Below are 25523 nucleotides of genomic sequence, written 5' to 3' on the forward strand. Positions count from 1 at the left end.
CTGGCGGCTGCGGTCAGAACGCATAGACGATGGGCAGAAGCCCGACCGCGACAATCATCGTGAAAAGCGCGAGGGGCGCCCCGATTTTCAGGAAATCGACGAACCGGTATCCGCCGGGGTTCAGCACGAGAAGGTTCACCGGCGAGGCGACGGGGGTCATGAAGGCCGTCGACGCGGCCAATGCCACGCACATCATGAAGGGTTCGGGCGAGGCGCCCATCCCCTTGGCGATGGCAAGCGCGATCGGGCCCATCAGCACGGCGGTCGCGGTATTGGACATGAAGAGGCTCAACGTCATCGTCACCAGAAACAGCGTTCCGAGAACGACGCGCGGGGCGCTCTCTCCAAAGGTGTCGAGGACGGTCGTCGCGGCGAGATCGACACCGCCTGCGCGTTCGAGCGCCAAGGCGAAGGGGATCATGCCCGCGATGAGCACCAAGGTCTGCCAGTTGATCGCACGATAGGCCGATTGAAGGTCGATGCAGCCGAAAACGCCGAGGGCGACACAGGTGATCAGCGCGATCTGCGCGTTCGGCAGAACTCCGAATGTCATCGCGAGCACCATCGCGGCGAGGATGGCGATGGCGGTTTTCGCCCGTTTGCGTTCGGGCACATAGTCTTCGGCTTCCTCCGGCAACTCGAGAAGGACGAGATCGCGGCGATGCCCCTGCAGGCGCTGGATCGTCGTCCACGGCCCGCTCAGCAACAGCGTGTCGCCGGCTTTCATCTGCGTGTCCGCGACGTCGCCCTCAACCGGTTGCTGGCTGCGGCAAATCCCCAGAACGCTCAATTCCGAAATCGTCCGGAGCTGCGCCTCGACCGGCGATTTGCCGACCAGGGGCGAATTCGGCGGCACCATCGCCTCGACGAGCCCCACGTCGCGGTTCGGAAGCGGGGTGGAGGTCTTGATGGGGGCGCATCGCTGCAAATCATGCGCCGCCATGTAGCCGTCGATGTCGAAGGAGGGCGAGGACAGGATGACGATGAGACGATCATTCGCGACGATCGGCTCATGGGCTTGGGGGAGCAGAAACTCGCTGCCATGCCGCGTGCGTCGCTCGATTGCGAAGATGGCGACGCCGTCGCGCGCGAAAAGCCCGAGTTCGTCGAGCCTTTGCCCGGTGACGTTGCTGCCCGCCGGAACGGCAATGCGCGCGATCCGATCCGTCAGCCCGTAGCGCTCGAGCAGGTTTGGAAATCTCGGCCGCAGGCTGTCGGCAGTGGCGATCTGTTCGCCAGGCCCGAGAAAACGCCGCATGAACAGCATGTAGAGGATCGCGAAGATCAGGACCGGCACGCCGAAAAGCGAGAACTCGAAGAAGCCGAACCCGTCATAGCCCTGCCGGATCAGCTCGGCGTTGAGCACCATGTTGGGCGGGGTCGCGACGAGCGTGAGCATCCCAGAGATCAGCGCCGCGATCGAGAGCGGCATCATCAGCCGGTTCGGCCGGATATGCATCTTGCGCGCCGCGCTCAGCACGATCGGAATGAAGATCGCGACGACGCCGGTCGAACTCATGAAGGCGCTGAGCCCGGCGGCAAACAGCATCAAGAGCACGAGCATCTTGGCCTCGCTGCCGCCGGAGCGGAGACTGAGCTGATCGCCGATCCACTGGGTCACACCCGTTCGCACGAGGGCTTCGCCGACGACGAACAGCGCCGCGATGAGGATGACGCTCGGATCGGAAAACCCTTCGAGCGCTTCGGAAACCGAAATCAGCCCGGTGAACGGCATCGCGATGACGAGCATCACCGCAACCACATCCATGCGCGGTTTGCCCAGCACGAACAGCACGAGCGACGCAATGAGAAGAACGAGAACGGAGGCGAGCTCGAATGTCATTCGGTTTCCAAGATCACTTCCAAGGGTCAGGCAGGGTCTATTCGCGCCCATACTGCAAATCTTGGCGGGCAGATGAAAGGTCACATGACGAGACCGTTAGCTCCGAACCCTAACGGATCAGGTTTTGAGCACATCGAGCCTGTCGGAGCGCCTGTGAGGAGAAAAAACCAGCACGCTGCGGTTCCCATTTTTCTGACGGAGCTTTCGCGGGGCAGGGTGCGGCATTTCAGGTGGTCAAATTCGTCAACGGGACTAAGGTTTTCAGGACGGAAAGGAAGATGCCGATGACCCCGCTACCGCTTTCGCGCGCTTTCACCTTGATCGAACCGGGCCCGGTGGTGCTGGTCACGACCCATGACGGGACGAAGCCCAACATCATGACGATCACCTGGACGATGGTCCGTGGGTTCGACGCCAGTTTCGCGCTCACGACCGGGCCGTGGAACCATTCCTGGGGCGCGTTGCGCGAGACCGGAGACTGTGTCCTCGCCATTCCCACGGCCGACATGATCGACACGGTCGTCGGCATCGGGATGTGTTCGGGGGCCGATACCGACAAATTCGCGCGTTTCGGTCTTACCCCGTTGCCCGCGCATCATGTCCGGGCGCCGCTGATCGGCGAATGCCTCGCCAATATCGAATGCCGTGTCGAGGAGATCGTCGACCGTCTCAACCTCGTATTGCTGCAGGGCGTCGATGCCCATATCGACATCGACCGCAAGGACACGCGCCTGCTTCATGCGGTGGGCGACGGGACCTTCATCGCGGATGGCGAGCGGTTCGACCGAAGCGCGGCGATGCGCGGCAAACTCCCCGCCGGGCTCTAGGCCGACGCGAACCGAAGTCGCCTTGCGGCAGGCTCCGCCCGGCCTGCGTACCCTCCGGCAGCGTTCCGCAGTCCATTCTCCGGTTTGTGAACACGGCGCACCGCCTCCGACGATCCGCGTTGACAGAGATCAAGGCTCCAACGCGCCCCTCAGATAGAGTGCCCGCAGGAGCAAACAGGGGAGGCGAGCCCATGACCACGAAGAAAGAAGTCATTCCTTTCGATAGCTTACGTCGCGAGGACGTCGCGCTTGTGGGCGGCAAGAACTCTTCGCTTGGCGAGATGGTGCAGGAACTTGGCGCCAAGGGCATTCAGGTCCCGCCGGGCTTCGCTACCACTTCCGATGCCTATCGGATGTTTCTCGATGAAAACAATCTGACCGAGGCCATCGCGGGCTATCTTGCCGATTACGATGCCGACAAGATCAGCCTTCACGTCGCGGGTCAGAGCATTCGCGACACGATCGTGGCCGGGGACTGGCCCGCCTCGACCGAGACCGCGATCCGGGAGGCGTACCGCGATCTGTCGAAGCGGGCAGGGGTGCCCGAGGTCTCCGTCGCCGTGCGCTCGAGCGCCACGGCCGAAGACCTCCCCGATGCCAGCTTCGCCGGTCAGCAGGAGACCTATCTCAACGTGACGGGCGAAGAGGAGCTTCTGACCGCCTGCCGCAAATGCTATGCCTCGCTCTTCACCGACCGCGCGATCACCTATCGCAAGCTCAGAGGGTTCAATCACCTCGATGTCGCGCTTTCCGTGGGCGTCCAGCAGATGGTGCGCTCCGATATCGGCGGGTCGGGGGTGATGTTCTCGATCGACACCGAAACCGGCTTCGACAAGGTCGTGCTGATCAGCGCGGCCTGGGGCTTGGGCGAAAATGTCGTGCAGGGCGCGGTCACGCCGGACGAGTTTCAGGTCTACAAGCCTTTCCTTGGAAAGGCGGGCGTCAAGCCGATCATCGAGAAGAAGCTCGGGGCGAAAGAGATCAAGATGATCTATGCCGGGCCGGACGCCCCGAACCCGGTGCGCAACGTGCCGACATCGAAAGCCGAGCGCGGGAAGTTCGTCCTGTCGGATGACGAGGTACTCGACCTCGCGCAGCAGGCGGCGACCATCGAGGCGCATTACGGGCAACCGATGGATATGGAATGGGCGAAAGACGGTGTGACGGGGAAACTGTTCATCGTGCAGGCGCGCCCCGAGACGGTGCAGTCGCGGGTCTCCGCTGGGTCACTGCGGCGCTATACCATCGGCGCGCACGGTCCGGTCGTCGTCAGCGGCCTGTCGGTCGGCGAGCAGATCGCGACCGGGCGGGTCTGCCTGATCGAAGACGTCAAGGATATCGACGATTTCGTGGACGGCTCGGTCCTCGTCACCTCGACGACGGACCCCGACTGGGTGCCCGTGATGAAACGCGCCTCGGCCATCATCACCGATCACGGCGGCAGAACCAGCCACGCCGCCATCGTCAGCCGCGAATTGGGCGTGCCCGCCATCGTCGGCTGTGGCGACGCGACCCATGTGCTGCATGACGAGCAGGAAGTGACCGTCTGCTGCGCCGAAGGGGACGAGGGTCTGGTCTATGACGGCTTTGCCGAGTTCTCGGTCGAAGATCTGAACCTCGACGCGGTGCCGGAAACCAAGACCAAGGTCATGCTCAACCTCGCCAACCCGGCCATTGCGGCGCGCTGGTGGCGGCTGCCGATCGACGGTGTCGGTCTGGCGCGGATGGAATTCGTGATCTCGAACACGATCCGGGTCCATCCGATGGCGCTGCTGCATTTCTCCGACATCCGGGAGACGGAGGTGCGGGAGGAAATCGAAACGCTCACAAGAGGATACGAGGACAAGGCCGAGTATTTCGTCGATCAATTGGCGCTTGGTCTGTCCCGGATCGCCGCCGTGGCCTACCCGAACCCGATGATCCTGCGGCTGAGCGATTTCAAGACGAACGAATATGCCGACCTGCTCGGCGGGCGGCAATTCGAGCCGGTGGAATCCAACCCGATGATCGGCTGGCGTGGTGCCTCGCGCTATTACGATCCCGCCTATGTCGAGGGGTTCCGGCTCGAATGCCGGGCGATCCGGCGGCTGCGCGAAGAGGCAGGCTTCGACAATGTGCTGGTGATGGTTCCGTTCTGTCGCACGCCCGAGGAAGCCGACCGCGTGCTGGCGGTGATGGCCGAGGAAGGGCTGGTGCGCGGATCGAACAGTCTGCAGATCTACGTGATGTGCGAAGTGCCCTCGAACGTCATCCTCGCCGAGGAATTCGCCAAGCGGTTCGACGGGTTTTCCATCGGGTCGAACGATCTGACGCAGCTGACCTTGGGCATCGACCGCGACAGCGACCGGCTCGCGCCGCTCTTCGACGAACGGCACGCCGCCGTTCAGTGGATGATCCGGAGCGTCATCGAAAGAGCGCATGGCGTGGGCGCGAAGGTCGGGCTCTGCGGTCAGGCGCCGTCGAACTACCCGGAATTCGCCCGAAGGCTGGTGGAGTTCGGGATCGACTCGATCTCGGTGACGCCGGACAGCTTCCTGAAGGTCAAAGGCCACGTCGCGGAGGCCGAAGGGAAAAAGTGACGGTGTTTCGTCGGGGATCTGACCGCGACAGATCCCCGACATCGCCTTTGCGCGTCCGGGGGCGGTGGCGCCTATGACAGGCGTGCTTGCCCCGAGAGCGCGCGCTCATGCGCCTGACGATGGGCGATCACGGCCTCAAGCCGGTTCCTCACCCCGTATTTCTGCATGATATTCGTCATATAGAACTTTACCGTCTTCTCGCTGATCGCGAGGCGCTTGGCGATTTCGCGGTTGGTCTTGCCGCGTTCCAGCTCCCGCAGCACCTGCATTTCGCGATGGGTGAGGTTCTCGCTCTCGGACTTCTCCTGCCCCGCAAGCGCGGCCTGCAACAGCGCCGCTGCGAAGCTGGGCGAGACGAAAGTGCCGCCGTGCAGGATCGCGTCGATTGCGGCCTGCAATTCGGAAACGCCCACGCCCTTGAGAATGTAGCCCTTCGCCCCGGCGCTCATCGCATCGATCGCGGTTCCGGGCTCGTCGCAGGCGGTGAGCAGGATGCATTGCATGGACGGGTCGTGGTCGATGATCTTGCGCAGCGCGTTCAGCCCGCCGCCGGGCATGCTGAGATCGAGGATCATCACGTCGGGCCGCCGCGTTCGGGCAAGTTCGATCGCGTCGATGGCGGAACTGCCCTGATCGAGCACCTCGATTTCGAGCGCGTCTTGCAGGACGGCGCAGAGCCCCTGCCGGAAAATTGGATGGTCATCGACAATACAAGCCGTCGTCGGCGCAAAATCGGACATGGAAATACCCCTTAAACGATCCCGCGACCGCGTTCCCCAACGCGTGACGGCCCTGCCGTCCGGAATGTCGCGAAATCCGTCTCCCCCCGGACCAACAGAATGAAGGTGCCGTAAAGAAACACAATAAAGAAAGACGCATATGGAATAGTCCCATCTGGCTATGGCTATAGCCCTTTGGGGTTACGTTCCCGTCACCTTCAGGGCGCGTCTGGAGCGAGCGGAATGCGGCAAACAACCTCCGCGCCCTGCGGATCAAGGCGGCGAAATTCGAGCGTTCCGCCAAGCGATTGCGCGCGGAACTGCATCCCCGGCAGGCCAAGCCCGCCCTCGCGGTATTCGCGTTCCTGCGGGGCGGTATGGCCAGGGGCCGCGCCGCTGTCGCTGATGCGCAGGACGAAGCGGTTATCCTCTTGATAAGTTTCGATTGTCTGCGTCGAGCCGGGCGCGTGGCGGGCGGCGTTGGCCAGGGCTTCCTGCACGATCCGGCCCAGCGTGCGCCGCGTGGTCTCGGTCAGCTCAGGCGCGTCAGGCGCAAGCGAGAGCGTGACCTGCGCTCCGGTCCTCCTGCTATGGTCCGTAGCGACCGTTTCGATCAGCGCGGCAAGCGTCGGCGCGGCGTCGAATTGCGGCGCGACCAATCCGCCCGAGATGGCACGGATTTCCTCCATCGTCTTGCGCGCAACTTTCTTGATTTCCGAGACAATCCCGGCCGCTTTCGGCTCATCGGTCGCGCCGGGGGAACGAATCATATGCTCCAGCCGGTCGATCTCCAGCACCAGATAGGAGAGAAGCTGGCATGCGCCGTCATGCAGATCCGCGCCGATGCGCCGTTTCGCGCGCTCGTCGACATTGGCGGCGTTCTGGGCTGCCTCCGCGATCGAGCGGTGCAATTGCGAATTGCCCAGCAGTAGCCGCTCGCGCTCAGTGAACTGGCGGCGGAGCTCGACGGTCTGGCGCTCGATCGTCAGGCTGCCGCGCCGCACGATCAGGAACAGCATGGTGAAGACGATGATCGCCACTGGCCCCACGAAGAGCCACGTCGTCTTGGCGGAGGTCAGCAGCGCGCCCCGGACCACATCTGCATTCTGATAGAATTCGCCCACCGCCAGAATAGCGCCCGTCTCGATATCGCGCAGCGGGGCGTAGATCTCATAGAGCTGCACGCCCAGCGCACGTTCGGCATCATGGGCTGCGTCCTCCAGATCGGGAAAGCGCCCGAAGACCTTTCCCTTGAGCGCCTCGAAAATCTCATCGTCGGGCAGGACGTGGCCATGCCCGGTGTCAGGCGCGAAGACCAGCTTGCCTTCGCGGCTCCAGATCTTGATGGCGAGGAAATTGCCCTGTTTGCGAAACCCCTCAGCCAGCGCATCCAGGGCTGCGAAATCCTCGGCGAGCAGGGCCTCCGATCGGCCCAGCGCCTGCACATGCGGCTGCAACAAGTTCTGCATGTAGAAGGCGGCCGTGTCGGCGGAGGCGTCGAGCAGCCGGGTCGTCGCGCGGGTGTTGATCCAATAGGCGAGCGAGGCGAGCACGAGGCTGAGCACCAGCCCAAGCCCCACGAGAAACTGCAAGGACAGCGAAAACCCCAGAAACCACCGCAGCGGGTTTCGCGCTGGGTGCGCCGGGTCCGGGGGCCCAAAATCCCCGACCTTGGTCGCATCGCTCTTAGACCTTTGTCCCATAGTCCCTTGCGTCCTTTGGCGAGGAGCGTCCCCGACCATAGGGGAGAATCTCGTTCGACCTAAGACAATTTTCGCCCCCCCGTTTTGCTGGCCTGATGGAAGACAGGAAAAAGCGCCGTGCTTGTGGGGGTGACGGCGCGAGACGCGGCACAGGGATAAGTGCCGTCTCGCACAGCCTCTCATGAAGCAAGCACCGGCGATGGGTGTGACACGGGACCGCGGCGCGGCCCGATTTGGTTTTAGGGGGCTGACATGACGATCAAACTGGCCGGAGCCGATCTCGATTATCTGCTGCAACAAGCGAATATCCTGAACGATTATTCGCGACTGACGAGTGCGCTCGACCCGAACGGGGTGCGCGAAGTGTCGGGCTATAACAACAACCTCGCGGGCGGCTATACCGTCGGCGCGGATGGCACGATCGTCTGGACCGGCGGCAATGTGCATCCCGATTGGGGGCAGGCCGATACCGAGTTCCTGCGCATGTTCACCACCAACCACCCGACCGAGCCGGAATACGGCACCTCTTACGCCACCGTGCAGAAGATGTGGGTGACGCTGGTGCTGCCCGACAGCGAGGGCCGCCTTCCCGACGATCCCGATTATGTCGCGACCTCCAAGCAGGTGCTGGTCGACAACCCGATGTCGATGTCGCCCTCGATGTTCGTGGCGGATGGGGCAGGGAACCTGCCCGGCGATCCCGACTACACGCCCACCGTCGATGCGATGTCGATGATGGTGGCGATGTCGGATGCGCAGGCGGAGTATCAGTTCGGCACGGACGGCTCGACGCTCGACATTCTCAACAGCTCGGTCGTGGTGGATTCCACCCCGCGTCTGATCTCGGAGCTGATCACCAGCTCGAATGTCGACATGACCGATCCGAACTACAATCCGGCCGCCGTGGCCGCGATGAACAATCTAGGCGGCGAGGCCGTGGACGTGTCGAACTCGGTCGTGGGCGACATCACCACCGCCTTCATGCCGAACCCCGGCATCCTCGGCGGCGTGACCTATAACGAATGGTTCGTGGCCTTCGGTCAGTTCTTCGATCACGGGCTGGACTTCATCCAGAAGACCGGCGGCGTGGTGATGATCCCGCTGAGCGAGAACGACCCGCTTTGGATCGACCCGGCCGATCCGGCTTACATCCCCGGCGTCTCGAACGTGATGATGCTGAGCCGCGCGAAACTGTCGAACCCCGATACGGATTTCGACGAGAACGGCAACCTGCTGCCGGGTGTCACGCCGCTCTACAACAACAATACCGGCCTGATGATCGACCAGAGCCAGACCTACGGCTCGCATGAGGCGGTCAATGTGCTGCTGCGCCAATACGATGCCGATGGCACGGTCACCGGCGCCCTGATCACCGGGGCCGAGGACGGGATCGTCCATCGTCCCGATGCGAATGGCACTCTCGTGGCGCTCGACGTCTCGATGGGCGCGGCGATGGCGCCCGATGGCACGATGGTCGACGGCAAGGATGAGCTGGCGACCTGGGCCGACATGAAGGTCAACGCGACGCGCATCGGGATCGAGCTGGTCGACACCGATGTCCTCGACTGCCCGTGGATCAACGCGGATGCGATCGGGCGGCTGAATTACACCCCGCAGAGCGATTTCCTGTTCCGCTCGGATCAGAGCATCGCCGATCTCGAGGCGATCGCCACGACCACCGGGATCGAGATCGGGGGCGTGACCTACACCTCCTTCGCCGATCTGGCGGCGGCTGGCTACGACCCCTATGTGCGCTGGACGCTGCAGGATGCGATGGAGGGCAAATGCGCCGCGGCCGATATCGGCGAGGTGCGCACCACCAATCAGGCGGTCCTTCTGGATATCGCGCATGGCGCCTCGCCGGGCGCCGATTTTCAGGGCAATGAGCTCGACCCGGCCTCCGACCCGAATGCGGGCGCCTTCACCTACGATGACGCGCTTCTGGCCCGCCACAAGGTCTCCGGCGATGGCCGCGTGAACGAGAATATCACGCTGACCTCGGTGCACCACGTCTTCCACGAAGAGCACAACATTCAAGCCCGCAACGTCATGATGTCGGCGGTCCGCGATGCGATCGCAAGCGGCGATATCGACGGGCTGAACGGCACGGATGCGGCGAATGAAGGCTGGCTGGCGGTGGATATCGACCAGATCACCTTCGACAGCTGGGCTGGCACCGATCTGACCGACGACGCGGCTGTGCAGGCCATCGTCGACAGCCTCACCTGGGATGGCGAGCGCGTCTATCAGGCCGCGCGCATCATCACCGAGAGCGAATACAACCATATCGCGGTCGACCAATACATGGGCACGCTCTACCCGGCGCTGCCGGAATTCGTGTCCTATTCCGCCGATATCAACCTCAATATCAGCCTCGAATTCTCGCAGGCCGTGTTCCGTCTGGGTCATTCGCAGCTGCGCGAGACCGTTCAGATCGCGGTGACCGACGAGGCGGGCGTCAATCCCGGCGAGCCGGGCTATGTGCCGACCTATGTCGAGAAGGGCCTCTTCGACGTCTTTCTCAATCCCGATCAGTTTGACGTCTATGGCGCGTCCGGGATCGCGGCGGGTCTGCTGACCCAGCAGGGCAACGAAATGGATGAATTCGTCACCGCCGCGCTGCAACAGTCGTTGGTGGGTGTGCCGCTCGATCTGCCCGCGCTGAATATCGCGCGCGGTCGCGATGTCGGGCTGCCGACGCTCAACGAGCTGCGCATGGAAGTCTTCGACGGGCTGACCCAGAACACGTCGAACAATACCAACGGCTCGGGCATCGCGCCCTATCACAGCTGGGAAGATTTCGGGGCGCATCTGCGCACGCCGGAATCGCTGGTGAACTTCATCGCCGCTTATGGGCGGGACGAAGACGGCACGTTCGGGCTGCAAGCCGCGCGCGACGCCTATCAGGCGGGCACGGGCGAGCTTTATGAGATCCGCGCGGCGGCGCAGGCGATCCTCGATGCCGCAGCCGATGCGTCCGATCCGATGCATGACGCGGCACTGATGTTCATGCGTGGATCGGGAGAGCCGACCTATACGCCGGGTGTGGGCTGGTCGCTCTCGGGCGGGCAGGGCGATCAGGGGTTCTGGGATATCGACCTCTGGGTCGGCGGTCTGGCCGAACAGGCGATGTTCGACGGCCCGCTCGGCACCACCTTCAGCTTCATCATGCTGGACTTCACTCAGCGCCTGCAGGATGGCGACCGCTTCTACTACCTCTACCGGATGCCAGTCGGCCACCATCTGGGCGATCAGATCATCGGCGAGCAATTCGCCCATCTGATCATGCGCACCACCGGGCTGGAGCATATCCCGGATGCCTTCGCCACGCCCTCGGCGACCTATGTGCTCGACGGGACGACCTCGAGCGGCGACTACCACGACAATGCGCGCGACGGTCTGCTGGGTGTCGATGACGCCTATGGCGACAACGACTACTTCAACGCGACGCTGGAGCGGCTGCCCGACGAGGTGCGCCAGATCGATGTCGGCAATGGCAGCTTTGAGGATCAGTTGCTGGGCGGCGGCGTCGGCACGACCAACACCAACGGCACCTATCTGAACGGCGCGCCGCAAGGCTGGCAGCTGACCAATGGCGGCACCTGGGCGCCCGAGACCGAAGTGCTCCCGGCTGACCCGAACCCGCCGGTGGATGGCGCGATGCTGACCGGCGATCAGGTGGCCTATATGGGCAATGGCGCGATCCTGTCGAAGACGGTGGAGACGCCGTTGGTGGAGGACGCCACCTATACGCTGACCTTCGACGTGATCGACCGGCTCGACCGGGTCGCCACGGGTGGCGAGGCGAAGCTGTTCGACAGCGACGGGAACCTGTTGGGCTCCGTGATCTTCGATCCGCCCACCGAGAATGGGGGTAAGGTGACGGTGACACTCGTGAGTGACCCGATCCCGGCGGGCTCGGCTGGGCTGGACCTGCGCATCGTGATCGAGAAATTCGATCTCGCGGGCTCGACCGACCAGATCCTGATCGACAATGTCCAACTCACCGAGACCGTCCCCGGCGGTCCGGCCAATGACGGCCATATCACGGTGATCGGCCTCTCGGGCGACGACTTCATCGTCGGGGCCTTGGGCGATGACGTGCTCTATGGCGATGAGGGCAATGACCGCATCGAGGGCGCACAGGGCAACGACCATATCTATGGCGGCGACGGCGACGACTACATCACCGATTACGAGAATGACGACTTCATCCTCGGCGGGAACGGCAATGACACGATCTTTGCGGGCCCCGGTGTGCTCGATACCTCGCACGGCAACGCGGGCGATGACGAGGTCCATGGCGGCGATGGCATCGACGAGGTCTTCGGCGACGATGGCAATGACCGGCTCTATGGCGAGGGCGATACCGACCTGATGATGGGCGGTGACGGCAACGATTACATGGATGGCGGCGACAGCGTCGACGAGATGTTCGGCGGCAACGGCGCGGACTGGATGGTCGGCGGCGTGGGCGACGATAACATCAATGGCGGCTCGGGCAATGACCTACTCGAAGGGGGGCTCGGCCCGACCGCGAATGATGGCGACCGTCTCAACGGCGACAGCCCCGCGCAGCTCAACCCGGTGATCGAGTTCAACGGCGACGGCACCGAGGGCGACATGGATATCGGCTCCTACGAGGACGCCTATATCAACGTGGTCGCGAACCTGCAGACCTCGAACAACGCAGGCACCGGCTCCGTGCTGATGGACCAATATGCGTTCCTCGAAGGGCTTGTCGGCTCGCAATATAATGACGATCTGACCGGCGCGGATGAGAACGGCATCGGCTCGAACGGCGCCAATAACTACCTCGTGGGCGGCGGCGGAGACGACCGTTTGACCGGCTTGGGCGATGGCGGCGACGAGAGCACAGGTCAGGCCGATTTCATCTTCGGCGACGCCGTGATCGTGGATGCGGACCTCTACTGGATCGGCGACAACCGCCACGACCAGACAGTCACCGTGACCGGCTTCATCGAGGACTGGTATGGCACCGGCGACACCCGCGTTCAGTTCTCCGACGGCTCGCTGGGCCATATCCTCGGCGATACCGGGGCGGAAGGCACCGATACGGCGCTCTATACTGGCAACCGCGACGACTACCGGATCGAGCTGATCTCGATGAACGGCCAGCAAGCGGTGAAGATCACCGATCTGCGCAACGGCACCGACAATCAGGGCAACCCGGTCGCGACCGATGGGGTGGATATCCTCGTGGGCGTCGAATGGGCCGAGTTCGCGAATGGCGAGACGATCTCGCTCAATCCCGATCCGATGTCGGATATCATGATGAACGCAACGGGGAGAACCGACGGCACGCTTGCACGGCTGAGTGCGGATGTGCCCTTCGGCGGGCAGGCGAGCTATGAGCTGCTCTCGGGCACGCCGGATATCCGGCTTCGCGGTGCCAACGACGATCAGTTGCGCGTCGCGGGCGGGCTTGGCGATAACGAGACGCATAGCGCGACGATCCGCGCGACCGACGCCTCTGGTACGCAGGTGACGGAGACCTTCGACATCGTCACCGGCGATGCCGGGGACAACATGATCGACCTGAGCGCGGCCACCAACGACACGACCGTCTACGGTCGCGAGGGCAACGACTCGATCACCGGCGGGTCGGGCAACGATTCCTTCGTCTGGACCGTGACCAACCAGCGGCGCAACCAGCCCGAACGCCCGGACGGTCGGGACTTCGTGGATGGCGGGACCAATGGTACGGCGGGGGATCGCTTCGTGGTCTCCGGCAATAACACCCGCGAGACCTTCGCGATCTACACGATCGCAGCCGCGGCGCTTGCCGGGATCACGGCGGAGAATGCCGCCGCCGAGATCATCATCACCCGCGATGGCGAGGTGATTGCCGAGCTTGCCAATATCGAGGAGATCACGATCAACACGCTCGACGTGACCGCCGATAACGGCAATGGCGGGCTCGATGGCGGCAACACCGGCGGACGGCGCGGGGATTTCGTCGAGATCTTGGGCGATTTCTCGGGCACGAGCCTCGCCTATTCGACGATCACCATCAACGGCGATGGCGCTGATGATACAGTCGACATCTCCGGGCTTACCTCCGATCACCGCATCGTCTTCAACGGCGGCGGCGGCGATGACGTGGTGGTGGGCGGCGAACGTCCGCAGGATGTGCTCAACGGCGCCCGCCACGGCACGCGCTCCGACAGCTCCGATCAGGACAGCCCGGATAGCGACAGCGATGCCGGAACCGACAGCGCGATGCCCGACGGGCTGGTGCTGGTGGGCGACGACACCGCCGAGACCTTCATCGGGATGGAGGGCAATGACGTCATCTTCGCAGGCGGCGGCGCGGACAATGCGCTCGGCAACGAGGGCGACGACATGATCTTCGGCGACGGGGGCGCGGATCGTCTCTTCGGCGGCGAGGGCGACGACGTCATTGAGGCTGGCAAAGGCCGCGACATGGTCTTTGCCGATGACGGCGACGATACGGTGATCGCGACCGAAGACGACGGGGTCGACAGCTACTGGGGCGGGGAGGGCTCGGATACGCTCGACTACGCCGCGATCCAGGCCTCGGTGGAGGTCGATCTGGGCCACGGCACCAATGGTCACGGTCAGGTGATGATCGGCGAGACCGCGGATCAGATCTACAGCTTCGAGAATGTCATCACCGGCAGCGGCGACGACACGATCATCGCCAACAGCGCGGTCAACGTGATGGATGGCGGGGGCGGTCACGACACTTTCGTGTTCAACGCGGCCGCCGATGCCGATGGCGATCGGATCAACGGTTTCGCACCGGGCGACAAGATCGACCTGAGCGGGATCGACGCCGATCAGGGCGCGGCAGGGGCGCAATCCTTCGTCCTGTTCGCGGCGGGCGATTTCAGCGCCGCGGGCGAGCTGCGCGTCTCCTACGAGATGCGCGACGATGGCGAGCACACGATCGTCGCGGGCAATGTCGACGACGATCTGGAGGCCGATTTCGAGATCGACATCGCGGGCCGTCACATTCTCGACGCCTCTGATTTCAACGGGGTGAATTAAGGGGGTAGCGCCCGGCGGAGGGGTCCGCCGGGCGTGATTTTTCAAAGTCTCAAGATCTTGGTGGGAGGATCACATGAGCAATGCACGTCGCCGTTTCCAAGCCAGCGAAGAGCTCGTCTCCGAGCGTCTCGGCCGCTATCGCGGGCTGATCATCTTTCTTCTCGGCCTGTCCTTCGTGATCAGCCTTCTGGCGCTGACAGGCTCGTTCTACATGCTGCAGATCTACGACCGGGCGCTGACAAGCGGTTCGGTTCCGACGCTGCTGGCGCTCTCGGTTCTGGCCATCGCACTCTACCTGTTTCAGGGGCTGTTCGATGTGCTGCGCAACCAGATCCTCGTGCGCGTCGGCGCGCGGATCGACAACCGCCTCGCGCCGCTCACGCATCGCGTTGCGATCGAGATGCCGCGTTTCGGCTATTCCACCTCCGAGGCGCTGGAGCGGGGCCGTGACGTCGACACGATCCGCAGCTTCGTCTCGGGGGCAGGGGCCATTGCGCTTCTGGATCTGCCGTGGATGCCGCTGTTTCTGGGCTTCGTCTATCTGCTGCACCCGCTGCTGGGGCTGATGACCATCGGCGGGGCCTGCGTGCTGATCACGCTGACCGTCATCACCGAGATGATGTCGCGCCGCTCGGGTCGGGAGCTGCAGAAGGCCTCCATCGCCCGCGCGATGATCGCCGACACCAACACGCGTAACGCCGATGTGCTGCACGCGATGGGGTTCGGGCGCCGCGCGGTCGAGCGGTTCGACACCGCCAATGCCGAGCATCTGCGTCTTCATGCGCGCACCAGCGACATCACCGGCACGCTCAGCGGGCTGTCGAAGGTCACCCGGATGATGCTGCAATCGGCGCTGCTGGGACTTGGCGCTTACTTGACCATCGTGGGCGAGCTGTCGCCCGGTGCGATCATCGCCTGTTCGGTGGCCGCGTCGCGTGCGCTCGCGCCGGTGGAGATGGCGATCGGCAACTGGAAGGGCTTCGTAGCGGCGCGGCGCAGCCATGCGCGGCTGCGCGACACGCTCGCCACCATCGAAGACGATGACAGCATGGTCGCGCTGCCGGCCCCGTCCGAGAGCTTCACGGTCGAAGGGATGACGGTTGTGGCCCCCGGGTCCGGCGCGGTCCTGCTGGGCGATGTCAGCTTCGATCTCAAAGCGGGCGACGGGCTGGGACTGATCGGACCTTCGGGCTCGGGCAAAACGACGCTCGCCAAAGGGATCGTCGGCATCTGGCCGCTCTTGCGGGGGCATGTTCGGTTCGACGGGGCCGCGCTCGATCAATGGCGGGTGGACCTTCTGGGCGATCATATCGGCTACCTGCCGCAGGAGGTTTCGCTGATGGAGGGCACTGTCGCCGAGAATATCGCGCGATTTGCGCCGGACGCGACCGATGCAGATGTGGTGGCGGCGGCGAAGGCTGCGGGCGCGCATCAGACGATCATCCATCTGCCCGACGGCTATCAGACGCAGCTCGGCCCCTTCGGCACCTCGCTTTCCGCCGGACAACGGCAGCGCGTCGGACTTGCGCGTGCGCTTTATGGGGCGCCCTTCCTCGTGGTGCTGGACGAACCGAACTCGAACCTCGACGCCGATGGCGAAGCGGCGCTCAGCGCGGCCATCGCGTCGGTCCGGGGCCGGGGCGGCATCGTCGTGGTGATCGCGCATCGCCCCAAGGCGCTGGAATCCGTCAATCTCGTTGGCTTCGTTCAGGGCGGCAAGCTGGTGGCCTTCGGTCCGAAAGACGAGATCGTCAACCGATCCGTCGGGCTCAAACCGCTGCCCAAGGGCAAACGCCCCGCTCCGGCGGCGGAGCTGGGGGACAGCATCGAGCAGGCGGTGGGCTGAGCCATGGAACAGGACAAGCTCAAGCTCGGTATCCCGGATGACGAAGCGGCGCTCGCGCCGATACAGAAATACCGTGCGCCGGAGCGGCGCGCGGTCTGGCCCGGCCGCGTGGCGGTGGGGCTGGTCGCTCTTGCCTGGGCGGCGCTCGCGCGCAAGCTCTTCGGCACGGATGCGGCGCAGGCGGAAGGTGTTCAGGACGGCCCGGCCCACCCCCCGGCAGATCCCGACGCCCCCGCCGGCCCGCAGACGCCGGCTGCGCATCACATCCCCGAAATGGGGCCGAGTGCCGCGCAGGCGCAGAAAGAGGAGCTGTCCGCTCCCTTACCCGAGAACGTGATCCTGTTCCCGGGCGCAAATCCGGCCCCTTTCGCCCTTTCGCCGCAGCGCTGGCACGCCAAGCACAAGGCGACGGTGAATGCGCAGGACGATACGCTTTTCTTCCCGGACACGATCGAGGTGAAGGAGTACGATTTCCCGAAAGTGCCGGTCTTTTCCTCGACCCGTGCCGCGGCCCGCAAGGCGCGCGATGCCGAGGGCGCGGCTGAGGACGCAGGCCCACCCGGTCAGACGCCCGAAGCCTCGCGCAACCGCGCTCCGGAGACGAATGGCCCGGTGCGCCTCTCACCCGGACGGCGTGACGAGAGCTTCTTCGTCGTGGCGGCGGTGCTCTTGAGCGGGGCGAGCGATCCCGACGGCGACCCGCTCTCGATCCTGTCGATGCAAGCCGAAGCGGGCGAGGTGATCGCCCATGGCGAGGGCGAATGGCTCATCAAACCCGATCAGGGGTTCGAGGGCGAGTTGGTCATCACCTACGACCTCAGCGATGGGGAAATGTCGATCGGACAGACCGCGACGGCCCTTATCCTGCCGCCTGACTATCATGACGTGATCGGCACCGCCGAGGCCGATCTGCTGAGCGGCACGCCCGACCGCGACGCGATCCGGGGCGAGACGGGCGACGATATTCTTTACGGTCGCGAGGGCGACGACATTCTCGACGGCGGCGATGGCTGCGACGTGCTGATCGGCGGCGCAGGCGCTGATGTGATCTATGGCGGCGCAGGCAATGACACAGTCTTCGCGGGAGCGGGCGACGATATCGTCTTCGGCGAGGCCGGGACGGACCTGCTGCATGGCGAGGACGGCAACGACTATCTCGATGGCGGCACGGGCGCGGACAGCCTCGATGGTGGCGCGGGCAACGACACGCTGATGGGCGGAGAAGGTTGCGACCTGCTCGACGGTGGCGCAGGTGAAGACGTGGTATCCGGTGGGGCGGGCGAGGACCGCATCGTTGTCGCGGAGATCTCGGAGGCCGCGGGCGACAGCTATGATGGCGGCGCGGGCTCCGACACGCTCGATCTGCACCGCATCGCGGAATCGGTCACCGTCGATCTGTCCTCAGGGACAATGACCAGCGCGACCGGCGAAGCCTCTCTCGTCAACATCGAGAACGTCGCCTCCGGTGCCGGAGATGACCAGCTGATCGCAAGCGATGCCTGCAACCTCTTCGCCGGGGGCGCGGGCGAGGATGTCTTCGTCTTCACCTCGCTCGCCGCGATCCAGAACGCGGGCCAAGGCCATGACCGCATCACCGATTTCGAACCCGGCGACCGGATCGACCTCTCGCAGATCGACCCGATGGGCGAAGGCTATGGCGAGATGCGCCTGTTCTTTGCAGGCGCCACCGGCGAGGTCGCCGAGGCGCGCGGCGGCGTTTTCGTGGCCTACGAGATCGAAGATGGAGACGACGCGCATGAATTCACCATCGTGAAAGCCAAGCTGAGCGCCGAGCACGCGGATGGCAGCGTCGAGGATTACGACTTCGAGATCGAACTCGAAGGCCATCACACGCTCGAAGAAACCAATTTCCTGTTTGATAGCGACGTGCCCGCCTGACGGGCTGCGCGCAAATTTTTGGTGGGGGGAACCGAAAATGACCAAGACTGACCATGATCCGGCCCTGTTCTCGATCCGCGCGCGGATCCTGTTCGCGACGGCCTTTTTGGGTGCGCTGATCCTCGTCTTCGGGGGCTGGGCGGCGCAGGCGAAACTCTCCGGCGCGGTGATCGCGCAGGGGCAGGTTGCGGTGAAATCGCAACTGAAGGTGGTGCAGCACCCGGATGGCGGCGTGATCCGAGACATTCGGGTGGAGAACGGCGATCTGGTGCAGGCGGGCGACGTGGTGCTGAGCCTCGACGACACGCAGCTGCGCTCGGAACTGGGGATCGTCGAGACCCAGATCCGCGAATTCACTGGTCGCCGCGCACGGTTGATCGCGGTGCGCGACAGCGCCGGCGAGATCGTGTTCCCGGACGGGTTCGAGGCCGCCGAGGAGACAGCCGCGATTGCCGATGGCGAACGCCAGCTTCTGGCGCATGACCGCGCGATGCAGGACTTGCGCCGCGATCAGCTTCTATCTCAGGTCGATCAGTTCGACGAGGAAATCCGCGCGCTCGAAGCGCAGCGCCAGTCGAACGATATCGAACGCCGTCTGCGCGGCGAAGATCATGACCGGCTGCAAAAGCTCCTGAAGAAAGGTCTGACCGAAAAGGGCGCAATCACCGAGGTCGAGCGCGACATGGCGCGGCTCGACGGGGTCTCGGGCGAGATCGAGGCGAATATCGCGCGGGTGAAGGGCCAGATCAGCGAGTCGAACCTGCGCATCCTCGAACTGGACCATCAGGCCCGCACCGCCGCGCAGAAGGAGCTGCGCGACATCGACGCGCAGATGGCTGAGCTGCACGAACGCGCCGTGGCCGCGCGCGACCGCCTCTCGCGCACCGAGATCCGCGCGCCGATCGCGGGCGTGGTGAACGAGCTGGGCGTGCATACGGTGAACGGTGTGATCGCGCCCGGGGAACGGGTTATGGCGATCGTGCCCGATGGCGAGCTGATCGTGGAGGCGCGACTGCGCACCACCGATATTGATCAGGTGATGCCGGGCCAGCCGGTGCGGCTGCGCTTCACCGCTTTCAACCAGCGCACGACGCCGGAAGTGGCGGGCGAGGTGCGCGTGGTCGCAGCCTCGGCCACCAAGGACGAGAGCGGCGGGAGCTATTACCTCTGCGCCGTCGCGCTGACCGAGGCGCCGGTGCTGCCCGACGGGCGCGGCCTGCGCCCGGGGATGCCGGTGGAGGTGTTCTTCCAGACCGGCGAGCGCACCGCGATCTCGTATCTGCTCAAACCGGTGACCGATCAGGTGCAGCGCACGATGCGCGAGGACTGAGGGTGAGACGCCTTTGATGGGTGAGTGGCCGCGCGTCAAAGAGAGCCACCGCCCGAGCTGTCAAATTGCAGCAGCGCGGGCGTTTGGGGGGCAGGCAAGGTTCGCCGCGCTCGTGATTAACGGCAACTCGGGGCCAGCAGACGCCGCGCTGACAGTGCCACACCCGCATGGACATCGCGACGGTCCTGCCTAAGCTGTTGGCATGGGACATGTCACATCGCTCTTTGCCCGAAAGATGGTCGCCGCAGCGGGGAAGGCTGTCGATGCGCGCGCGCTTCTGGCGGGTGCAGGGCTGGATCCCGATGGCGCCTGGGACCCGAAGGTGATGATCCCCGCCTCCATCTATTACGACATGCTCGAACGCATTGCCGAGCAGACCGACGTGACCGATCTTCCGGTGCGCGGAGGGGCGTCCATGCGGTGCGACGATTACGGCGCGCTCGGGCTTGCCTGGAAGGCCGCGCTCGACCTCGGCGGCTCGTTTTCGCGGGTGGAGCGCTATTCGCGGCTATGGACGAGCGTCGTTCGCTACGAGTTGCGCCCCGATCCGCGTGGCATCCTGTTCATCCTGCACCGTGAGGGGGAACGGCGACTGGGGATGCGGCTGTCGAACGAGGCGACGCTCGCCAGCGCGGTGTCGCTGGCCCGGCAGGTCTGCCCGGCGCCCTTTGCGCCGCTCGAGGTGCAGATCCGGCATCGCGCACCGCGATCGGTGGCCGCCCACGAGGACTGGTTCGGCTGCCCGGTTCGGTTCGATGCCGAGCTGGATGCGCTTTTGCTGTCGCCCGAGACGTTGGCGCAGCCCAACATTCTTGGCGATGCGGGGATCTCGAGTTATTTGATCTCGCATCTCGATGCCGCACTGTCCGAGATCGCCGACGAAATGTCCCTCGTGGCGCAGGCCAAGGACGCGATCGCGCAGTCGCTAAGTGAAGGCACACCACGGATGGCAGATGTCGCGCGCGGTCTGGGTCTGAGCGCGAGATCCTTCCACCGGCGCCTGTCGGAGCAGGGCATGAGCTTCCAGACCCTCACGGAAGAGACCCGCCGGGAACTGGCCGAGGGGCTCCTGCGCGACGCGCGCTATTCGCTCGCCGAGATCGCCTTCCTGACCGGGTTCTCCGAGCAAAGCTCCTTCACCCGTGCGTTCAAGCGCTGGGTCGGGCGGACCCCAGCCAGTTGCCGAAAGGACCTCTCGTCGCGCTGATCGACAATTGGCAGGCTCGGTCAAAACCGTGGCGGCGCCGGTCAAGACCGGGCAGCTTTCGGCGGCCTATCCTCTGGGTCACATCCGAACCAAGGAGGAAGCCCCATGCACCCCGATCCCATCCTCGTCATCGGCGCCACCGGCAAGACCGGCGCGCGTGTCGCCGCCCGGCTGGACGCCAAGGGCCGCGCGGTGCGCCGTGGTTCGCGGCTGTCCGCAACGCCCTTCGACTGGGACGTGCCCGAGACCTGGGCCCCCGCGCTCGAAGGCGCCCGCGCGGCCTATGTCACCTATTTCCCGGACCTCGCCTTTCCCGGCGCGGTCGATAAGCTGGACACGCTCTGCGCGACCGCGAAGAGCGCGGGGCTTTCCCATCTCGTCCTGCTCTCGGGCCGTGGCGAGCATCACGCCCGTCTGGGGGAGGAGGTCGTCCGCAGTTCCGGCATCGATTTCACCATCGTGCGCGCGGCCTGGTTCGCGCAGAACTTCAGCGAAGGCTATCTGCGCGATCCCATCCTCGCCGGTGTCCTGCCGATGCCCGGAGGCGATATCGTCGAGCCGATTATCGACATCGACGATATTGCCGATGTCGCAGTGGCCGCGCTGACCGAAGAGGGCCACAAGGGGGCGCTCTATGAGGTGACGGGGCCGCGGTTGATGTCCTTCGCCGACATGGCGGCAGACCTGTCGTCGGCCATCGGTCGACCCATCCAGCATCTCCCGATCTCTTTCGAGGCATTCCATGCCGAAATCGCCCGTGTCGGCGGGGATTTCGTGGCCGATGTCTTCACCGCAATCGCCCGCGAGACACTGGACGGGCGCAACGCCCATGTCACCGACGGCGTCGAGCGCGCCCTCGGTCGTCCCCCGCGCGATTTCGTCGACTTCGCTCGCGCCGCGGCCAGGGCGGGCGCATGGCGCGCCGCGGCGTGAGTTCCGCGCGAAATCTCAACGAAAAGGGAAATCCAATGACACGTTTTCAGAAACTTGCGCTGGCCATCTCCGGCGTCACCGCGATCAGCATCGGGGCTCTCATCCTGACCACCCCGCAGAGCTTTTACGCGAGCTATGGCATCGCGCTCGGGCCCGATCCGAGCCTTCTGAGCGAGCTGCGTGCCCCCGGTGCCGGTCTCGCGGGGTTCGGTGTGGTCATGCTTCTCGGCATCCTCCGACCGGCGATGAGCCAAGCCGCTGTCGTGGCCGCGCTGACCGTCTTCCTCGCTTTTCCGGTCGGGCGCATTCTGGGGATCGTCGCAGACGGGATGCCGTCGAACGGCATCCTTGTGGCGCTTGTCCTCGAACTTGCAATCGCCGCGCTCTGCGTCCTCGCTTTCCGGCCCGGCGCGGGTGCGCAGGCCCGCGTGTCTCTCGGCTGACCTCGGGCCGTGGCGGGAGGCCGGACAGTCAGGTCCGGTTCAGCCGCACGAATAGCAGCCAGAACATCGCGCTGAGAAGCGGCAGGGTCACCAGCAAAACGAGGGAAGACAGGGCGAAGATGATCGGCACCTGGCTTTGCTGGGCTGCCGCCTGCACCCAGTTCCACACCGGCATGGTCTCTGATGTGCCGCGCAGGAAGATCGTGCGCATGACCTCGTTGAAGGACATCAGGAAGCCGAAGAGCCCGGCGCTGACGATGCCCGGCATCAGGATCGGAAACTCGATGTCCTTGAAGACGCGCCAGTCGCTCGCCCCGAGGTCGCGTCCCGCCTCGATCAGGGTATGGTCGAAGCGCAGGGTCACGACGAGCACGATCAGGAGGGCGAAGGGCAGGGCCCAGACGTAATGCCCCACGGCGATCGACCAGAAGCCCAGATCGAGACCGAGCACGGACTGGCTGAAGATGAAGAGGGCAGCGCCCATCGACATGCCGGGCACGAAGAGCGGCAAGACGAAGACGAGGAGCATCGGGCCGGGGCTGGCCATACGCGGCACCGCCCGCCCGATCACGGTCGCGGTGATCGCGCTGACCAGACCGACGATCAGGCCGATCACGACGCTGGAGACGAAGGGCATGTGCCAATCGCTGCTGGCGAACAGCGCCTGATAGTGGCGCAGCGAGAAGGCGCCGGGGATGCCCGAAAGCGGATCGTTCGAGATCGACAGCAAGACGAGCCACAGCAGCGGGAAATAGATCAGCCCCAGCATGGCGATGCCCATCCATTTGCCGAGCCGCTTCCAGTTCGGGTTGTAACTGGTTTCGAGCGGAACGGGGCGTGTCGTGGCGGTCATGTCGGTCATTGGTCTTTCCTTGTGCCCGTGGTCATCGGCGCAGCGCGAGTCTCGCGCCGCCGAGGTGGCGCAGGATGAGGGCCATCACCGCGAGGATCAGCAGCAGGAGACCGATCACGAAAGCGGAGAGGGCGGCGACGACGGGATAGCGCAGGGCGGTGTAGGCGCTCTCGATCGAGCTCGACAGCAGGTTCACGAAGCCGCCGCCCAGCATTCCCGGCTCGACCCAAGCGGCCAGTGCCGGTCCGAGCGTGAAGACGAAGCCCGCCATCACGCCGGGCAGGGAGAGGGGCACGATCACCTTCCACAGGGTCTGTGCCGGGGTCGCCCCGAGGTCGTTGGAGGCTTCGATCAGGGTGTCGTCGATGAGGATGATAGCCATGTAGATCGGCAGGACCATCGGGGGGAACAGGGCCGGGATCATCCCGAAATGCACCGAGAATTCCGAGTAGAGCAGCCAGTCGAGCGGCGCATCCGTGATCCCGGTCGACATGAGGACGGTGTTGATCAGGCCGTTCTGACCAAGGATCGCGCGCCAGACGATCGTGCGCGACGACAGGTCGAGGAAGAACGGAATGGTCAACAGCGCGAGGAACACGGCACGGGCCATCTGGCTGCGCGCTCCCTTGGCGAGCCAGAGCGCGAAGGGGAAGCCGATGGCGAGCTCGATCAGCGTCACGGTCAGCGCGATGCGCAGCGTGCGTAGCGTGACCTCCCAGCGCCCCGAGGCGAAGAGGCCCTTCCACGTCTCGAGGCTCGGCTCGTAGATCGTCTGGAAATACTCGGTCGAAAAGAAGCTGTAGACGAACAGGATGAGGAGCGGAACGATCACCAGAATGGTCCAGGCCGCGCAGATCACCCATAGCGCCACGGTTGCGACGGGGATTCTCATGGCAGGCTTGCGGCCTTTGTCCTTCGGTCTGGTCTGCGTCATGGGCGCATCCAATTCGGCGTTCATGGTCATCTATCTTCCTGTGGTGTTCGGCCCTTGGCGAGGCCGGGTAGCGTCCCCCGCAGGCGCGGAGGACGCGAAGGGATCAGGCGTTGAGGAACCGCTGCCACTGCTCCTCGATGTCCGACGCGTTCTGCGGCGTCGTGGTCGAGGTGAAGGGCTTCTCGAACTTGCGGTTCACCTTGGCTTCGGTGGCGCGCAGGGCTTCGATTTCCGCGTCGCTCCAGCCGTTCTCTTCGGCATAGGCCACGCCGAGGTCCATGTTCGGGCCGGCATAGCCACGATCGCGGGCCTGAAGCGCACGGTATTCGCCGCCGAGGAAGTAGTTCAGCATCTTGTAGATGTTGTCGACATTGTCGCGTTCCATCGCGGGGGCGGCGACATAGGCGCCGTGGCCCCATTTGAAGTAGCCCTCGACGGTGTAGGCGTAACGCGTCGCGTTCTCGCCCAGCACGTTGTTGGCTTCACGCACTGCCGGTTCCCAGCAGTTGATCACGTCGACTTCCTTGTTGGTCAGAAGCTGGATCTGCTCCTCGAAGGCGCCGTAGAGCGTGCGGAACTGACCCGCTTTCTTGCGCTCGATGAGGAAGTCCGCGACCATCGCCGCTTCTTCGGCGGTCATGTCCGAGACATTCGCAATGTCGGCCTTGCCGGTTTCCTTCAGGTAGAGCGCGGCGGAGGGCATCGAGTAGCTCCAGCCCTGCCCGTAGGCGACGCGGCCGCGGGTGGCTTCGTCTTCGAACATCAGCGACCACGAGAGCTCTTCTTCGCTTTCGGGATCGACGCCGATGGCTTCGGGCACGTAGCCGAAGCTGTCGGCGTTGCCGATGACCGGAACGCCCCACTGGTTGCCCTCTTCGTCGGTGACGACAGGCGAGCGTTTCCAGGCATCGGACGTGCGCTCCCAAAGGGTGAGTTCGGGGTGGTCCGTCTCGATCTTGGCATACATGCCGCGCGGGCCGAGGATGTCTTCGGTGCCGCTCTCGAAGATGTAGATGTCGGTGCTGTCACCGAGGTTCGACGCCATGATGTCGCGCATGAAAACGCCGACATCGTTCGAGGTGCCGTTGAGTTCGCACTTGATGCCGAGGCTGGCCTCGAGCGGCGACCAATCCTTGAGCGCGGCGGTCGGAACGCCGTAAGCCCGCACCACGGGCATATCCTGCGCCATCGCACCACGGGGGGCGAGACCGGTAGCCGCGAGGGCTGCCGTCCCGGCAACCGCGCCCATGCCGCGAAGCATGTTGCGCCGGGTCAGTTCGATCTGGTCGAACGTAGAGTGCTTGTCTTTCATATTTCCTTCTCCTGTTGGGGCTTCGCGCCGTCTCGAGCGGCTGCGTAAGCCAGTTTTCCC

The 25523-nt window shown here is 64.6% G+C and carries 15 protein-coding genes; 9 read left to right on the top strand and 6 right to left on the bottom strand.

What is annotated here, in order from left to right:
• Window positions 1-13: 13 nt before the first annotated feature.
• Complete coding sequence (locus AXZ77_RS08355) at window positions 14-1843, bottom strand: SLC13 family permease (RefSeq protein WP_098410792.1); 1830 nt, start codon at window positions 1841-1843, stop codon at window positions 14-16.
• 284 nt (window positions 1844-2127) lie between these two features.
• On the opposite strand from AXZ77_RS08355, the gene AXZ77_RS08360 reads away from it, so the two are divergent.
• A complete protein-coding gene (locus AXZ77_RS08360) occupies window positions 2128-2670 on the top strand; it encodes a flavin reductase family protein (RefSeq protein WP_098412482.1) in 543 nt (180 codons plus the stop codon).
• A gap of 191 nt (window positions 2671-2861) precedes the next feature.
• Entirely contained in the window at window positions 2862-5249 is a 2388-nt protein-coding gene (gene ppsA, locus AXZ77_RS08365) for a phosphoenolpyruvate synthase (protein WP_098410793.1), read from the top strand.
• A 71-nt stretch (window positions 5250-5320) separates the two neighbouring features.
• Here ppsA and AXZ77_RS19560 read toward each other — a convergent pair whose 3' ends face one another.
• Both AXZ77_RS19560 and AXZ77_RS08375 read right to left on the bottom strand, forming a co-directional pair.
• A complete protein-coding gene (locus tag AXZ77_RS19560) occupies window positions 5321-5989 on the bottom strand; it encodes a response regulator transcription factor (RefSeq protein ID WP_098410794.1) in 669 nt (222 codons plus the stop codon).
• Window positions 5990-6186: 197 nt separating this feature from the next.
• Window positions 6187-7560, bottom strand: coding sequence for a sensor histidine kinase (locus AXZ77_RS08375; RefSeq protein ID WP_176535991.1), 1374 nt, complete (start codon window positions 7558-7560; stop codon window positions 6187-6189).
• 363 nt (window positions 7561-7923) lie between these two features.
• On the opposite strand from AXZ77_RS08375, the gene AXZ77_RS08380 reads away from it, so the two are divergent.
• The 7 genes from AXZ77_RS08380 (at window position 7924) to AXZ77_RS08410 (ending at window position 22364) form a co-directional block, all read left to right on the top strand.
• Complete coding sequence (locus tag AXZ77_RS08380) at window positions 7924-14706, top strand: peroxidase family protein (protein ID WP_098410796.1); 6783 nt, start codon at window positions 7924-7926, stop codon at window positions 14704-14706.
• 73 nt (window positions 14707-14779) lie between these two features.
• On the top strand, window positions 14780-16552 hold the full coding sequence (locus AXZ77_RS08385) for a type I secretion system permease/ATPase (protein WP_098410797.1): 1773 nt from the start codon (window positions 14780-14782) through the stop codon (window positions 16550-16552).
• Window positions 16553-16555: 3 nt separating this feature from the next.
• Entirely contained in the window at window positions 16556-18451 is a 1896-nt protein-coding gene (locus AXZ77_RS08390) for a cadherin-like domain-containing protein (protein ID WP_098410798.1), read from the top strand.
• 37 nt (window positions 18452-18488) lie between these two features.
• Window positions 18489-19781 (top strand): HlyD family type I secretion periplasmic adaptor subunit, encoded by a 1293-nt coding sequence (locus tag AXZ77_RS08395; protein WP_098410799.1) that lies wholly within the window; start codon window positions 18489-18491, stop codon window positions 19779-19781.
• Window positions 19782-19983: 202 nt separating this feature from the next.
• Window positions 19984-20988 (top strand): AraC family transcriptional regulator, encoded by a 1005-nt coding sequence (locus AXZ77_RS08400; RefSeq protein ID WP_098410800.1) that lies wholly within the window; start codon window positions 19984-19986, stop codon window positions 20986-20988.
• A 105-nt stretch (window positions 20989-21093) separates the two neighbouring features.
• A complete protein-coding gene (locus tag AXZ77_RS08405; protein WP_098410801.1) occupies window positions 21094-21921 on the top strand; it encodes an NAD(P)H-binding protein in 828 nt (275 codons plus the stop codon).
• 35 nt (window positions 21922-21956) lie between these two features.
• Window positions 21957-22364: a DUF4345 domain-containing protein gene (locus AXZ77_RS08410; protein WP_098410802.1), complete on the top strand. Its 408-nt coding sequence runs from the start codon at window positions 21957-21959 to the stop codon at window positions 22362-22364.
• Window positions 22365-22392: 28 nt separating this feature from the next.
• Here AXZ77_RS08410 and AXZ77_RS08415 read toward each other — a convergent pair whose 3' ends face one another.
• From AXZ77_RS08415 to AXZ77_RS08425, 3 genes are all read right to left on the bottom strand, one after another.
• A complete protein-coding gene (locus tag AXZ77_RS08415) occupies window positions 22393-23226 on the bottom strand; it encodes an ABC transporter permease (protein WP_098410803.1) in 834 nt (277 codons plus the stop codon).
• Between the two features lie 22 nt (window positions 23227-23248).
• A complete protein-coding gene (locus AXZ77_RS08420) occupies window positions 23249-24151 on the bottom strand; it encodes an ABC transporter permease (protein ID WP_176535992.1) in 903 nt (300 codons plus the stop codon).
• A gap of 103 nt (window positions 24152-24254) precedes the next feature.
• Window positions 24255-25463, bottom strand: coding sequence for a hypothetical protein (locus AXZ77_RS08425; RefSeq protein ID WP_098410805.1), 1209 nt, complete (start codon window positions 25461-25463; stop codon window positions 24255-24257).
• Window positions 25464-25523 lie beyond the last annotated feature (60 nt).

It is taken from the genome of Thioclava sp. ES.031 (genome assembly GCF_002563775.1).
GTDB lineage: Bacteria > Pseudomonadota > Alphaproteobacteria > Rhodobacterales > Rhodobacteraceae > Thioclava.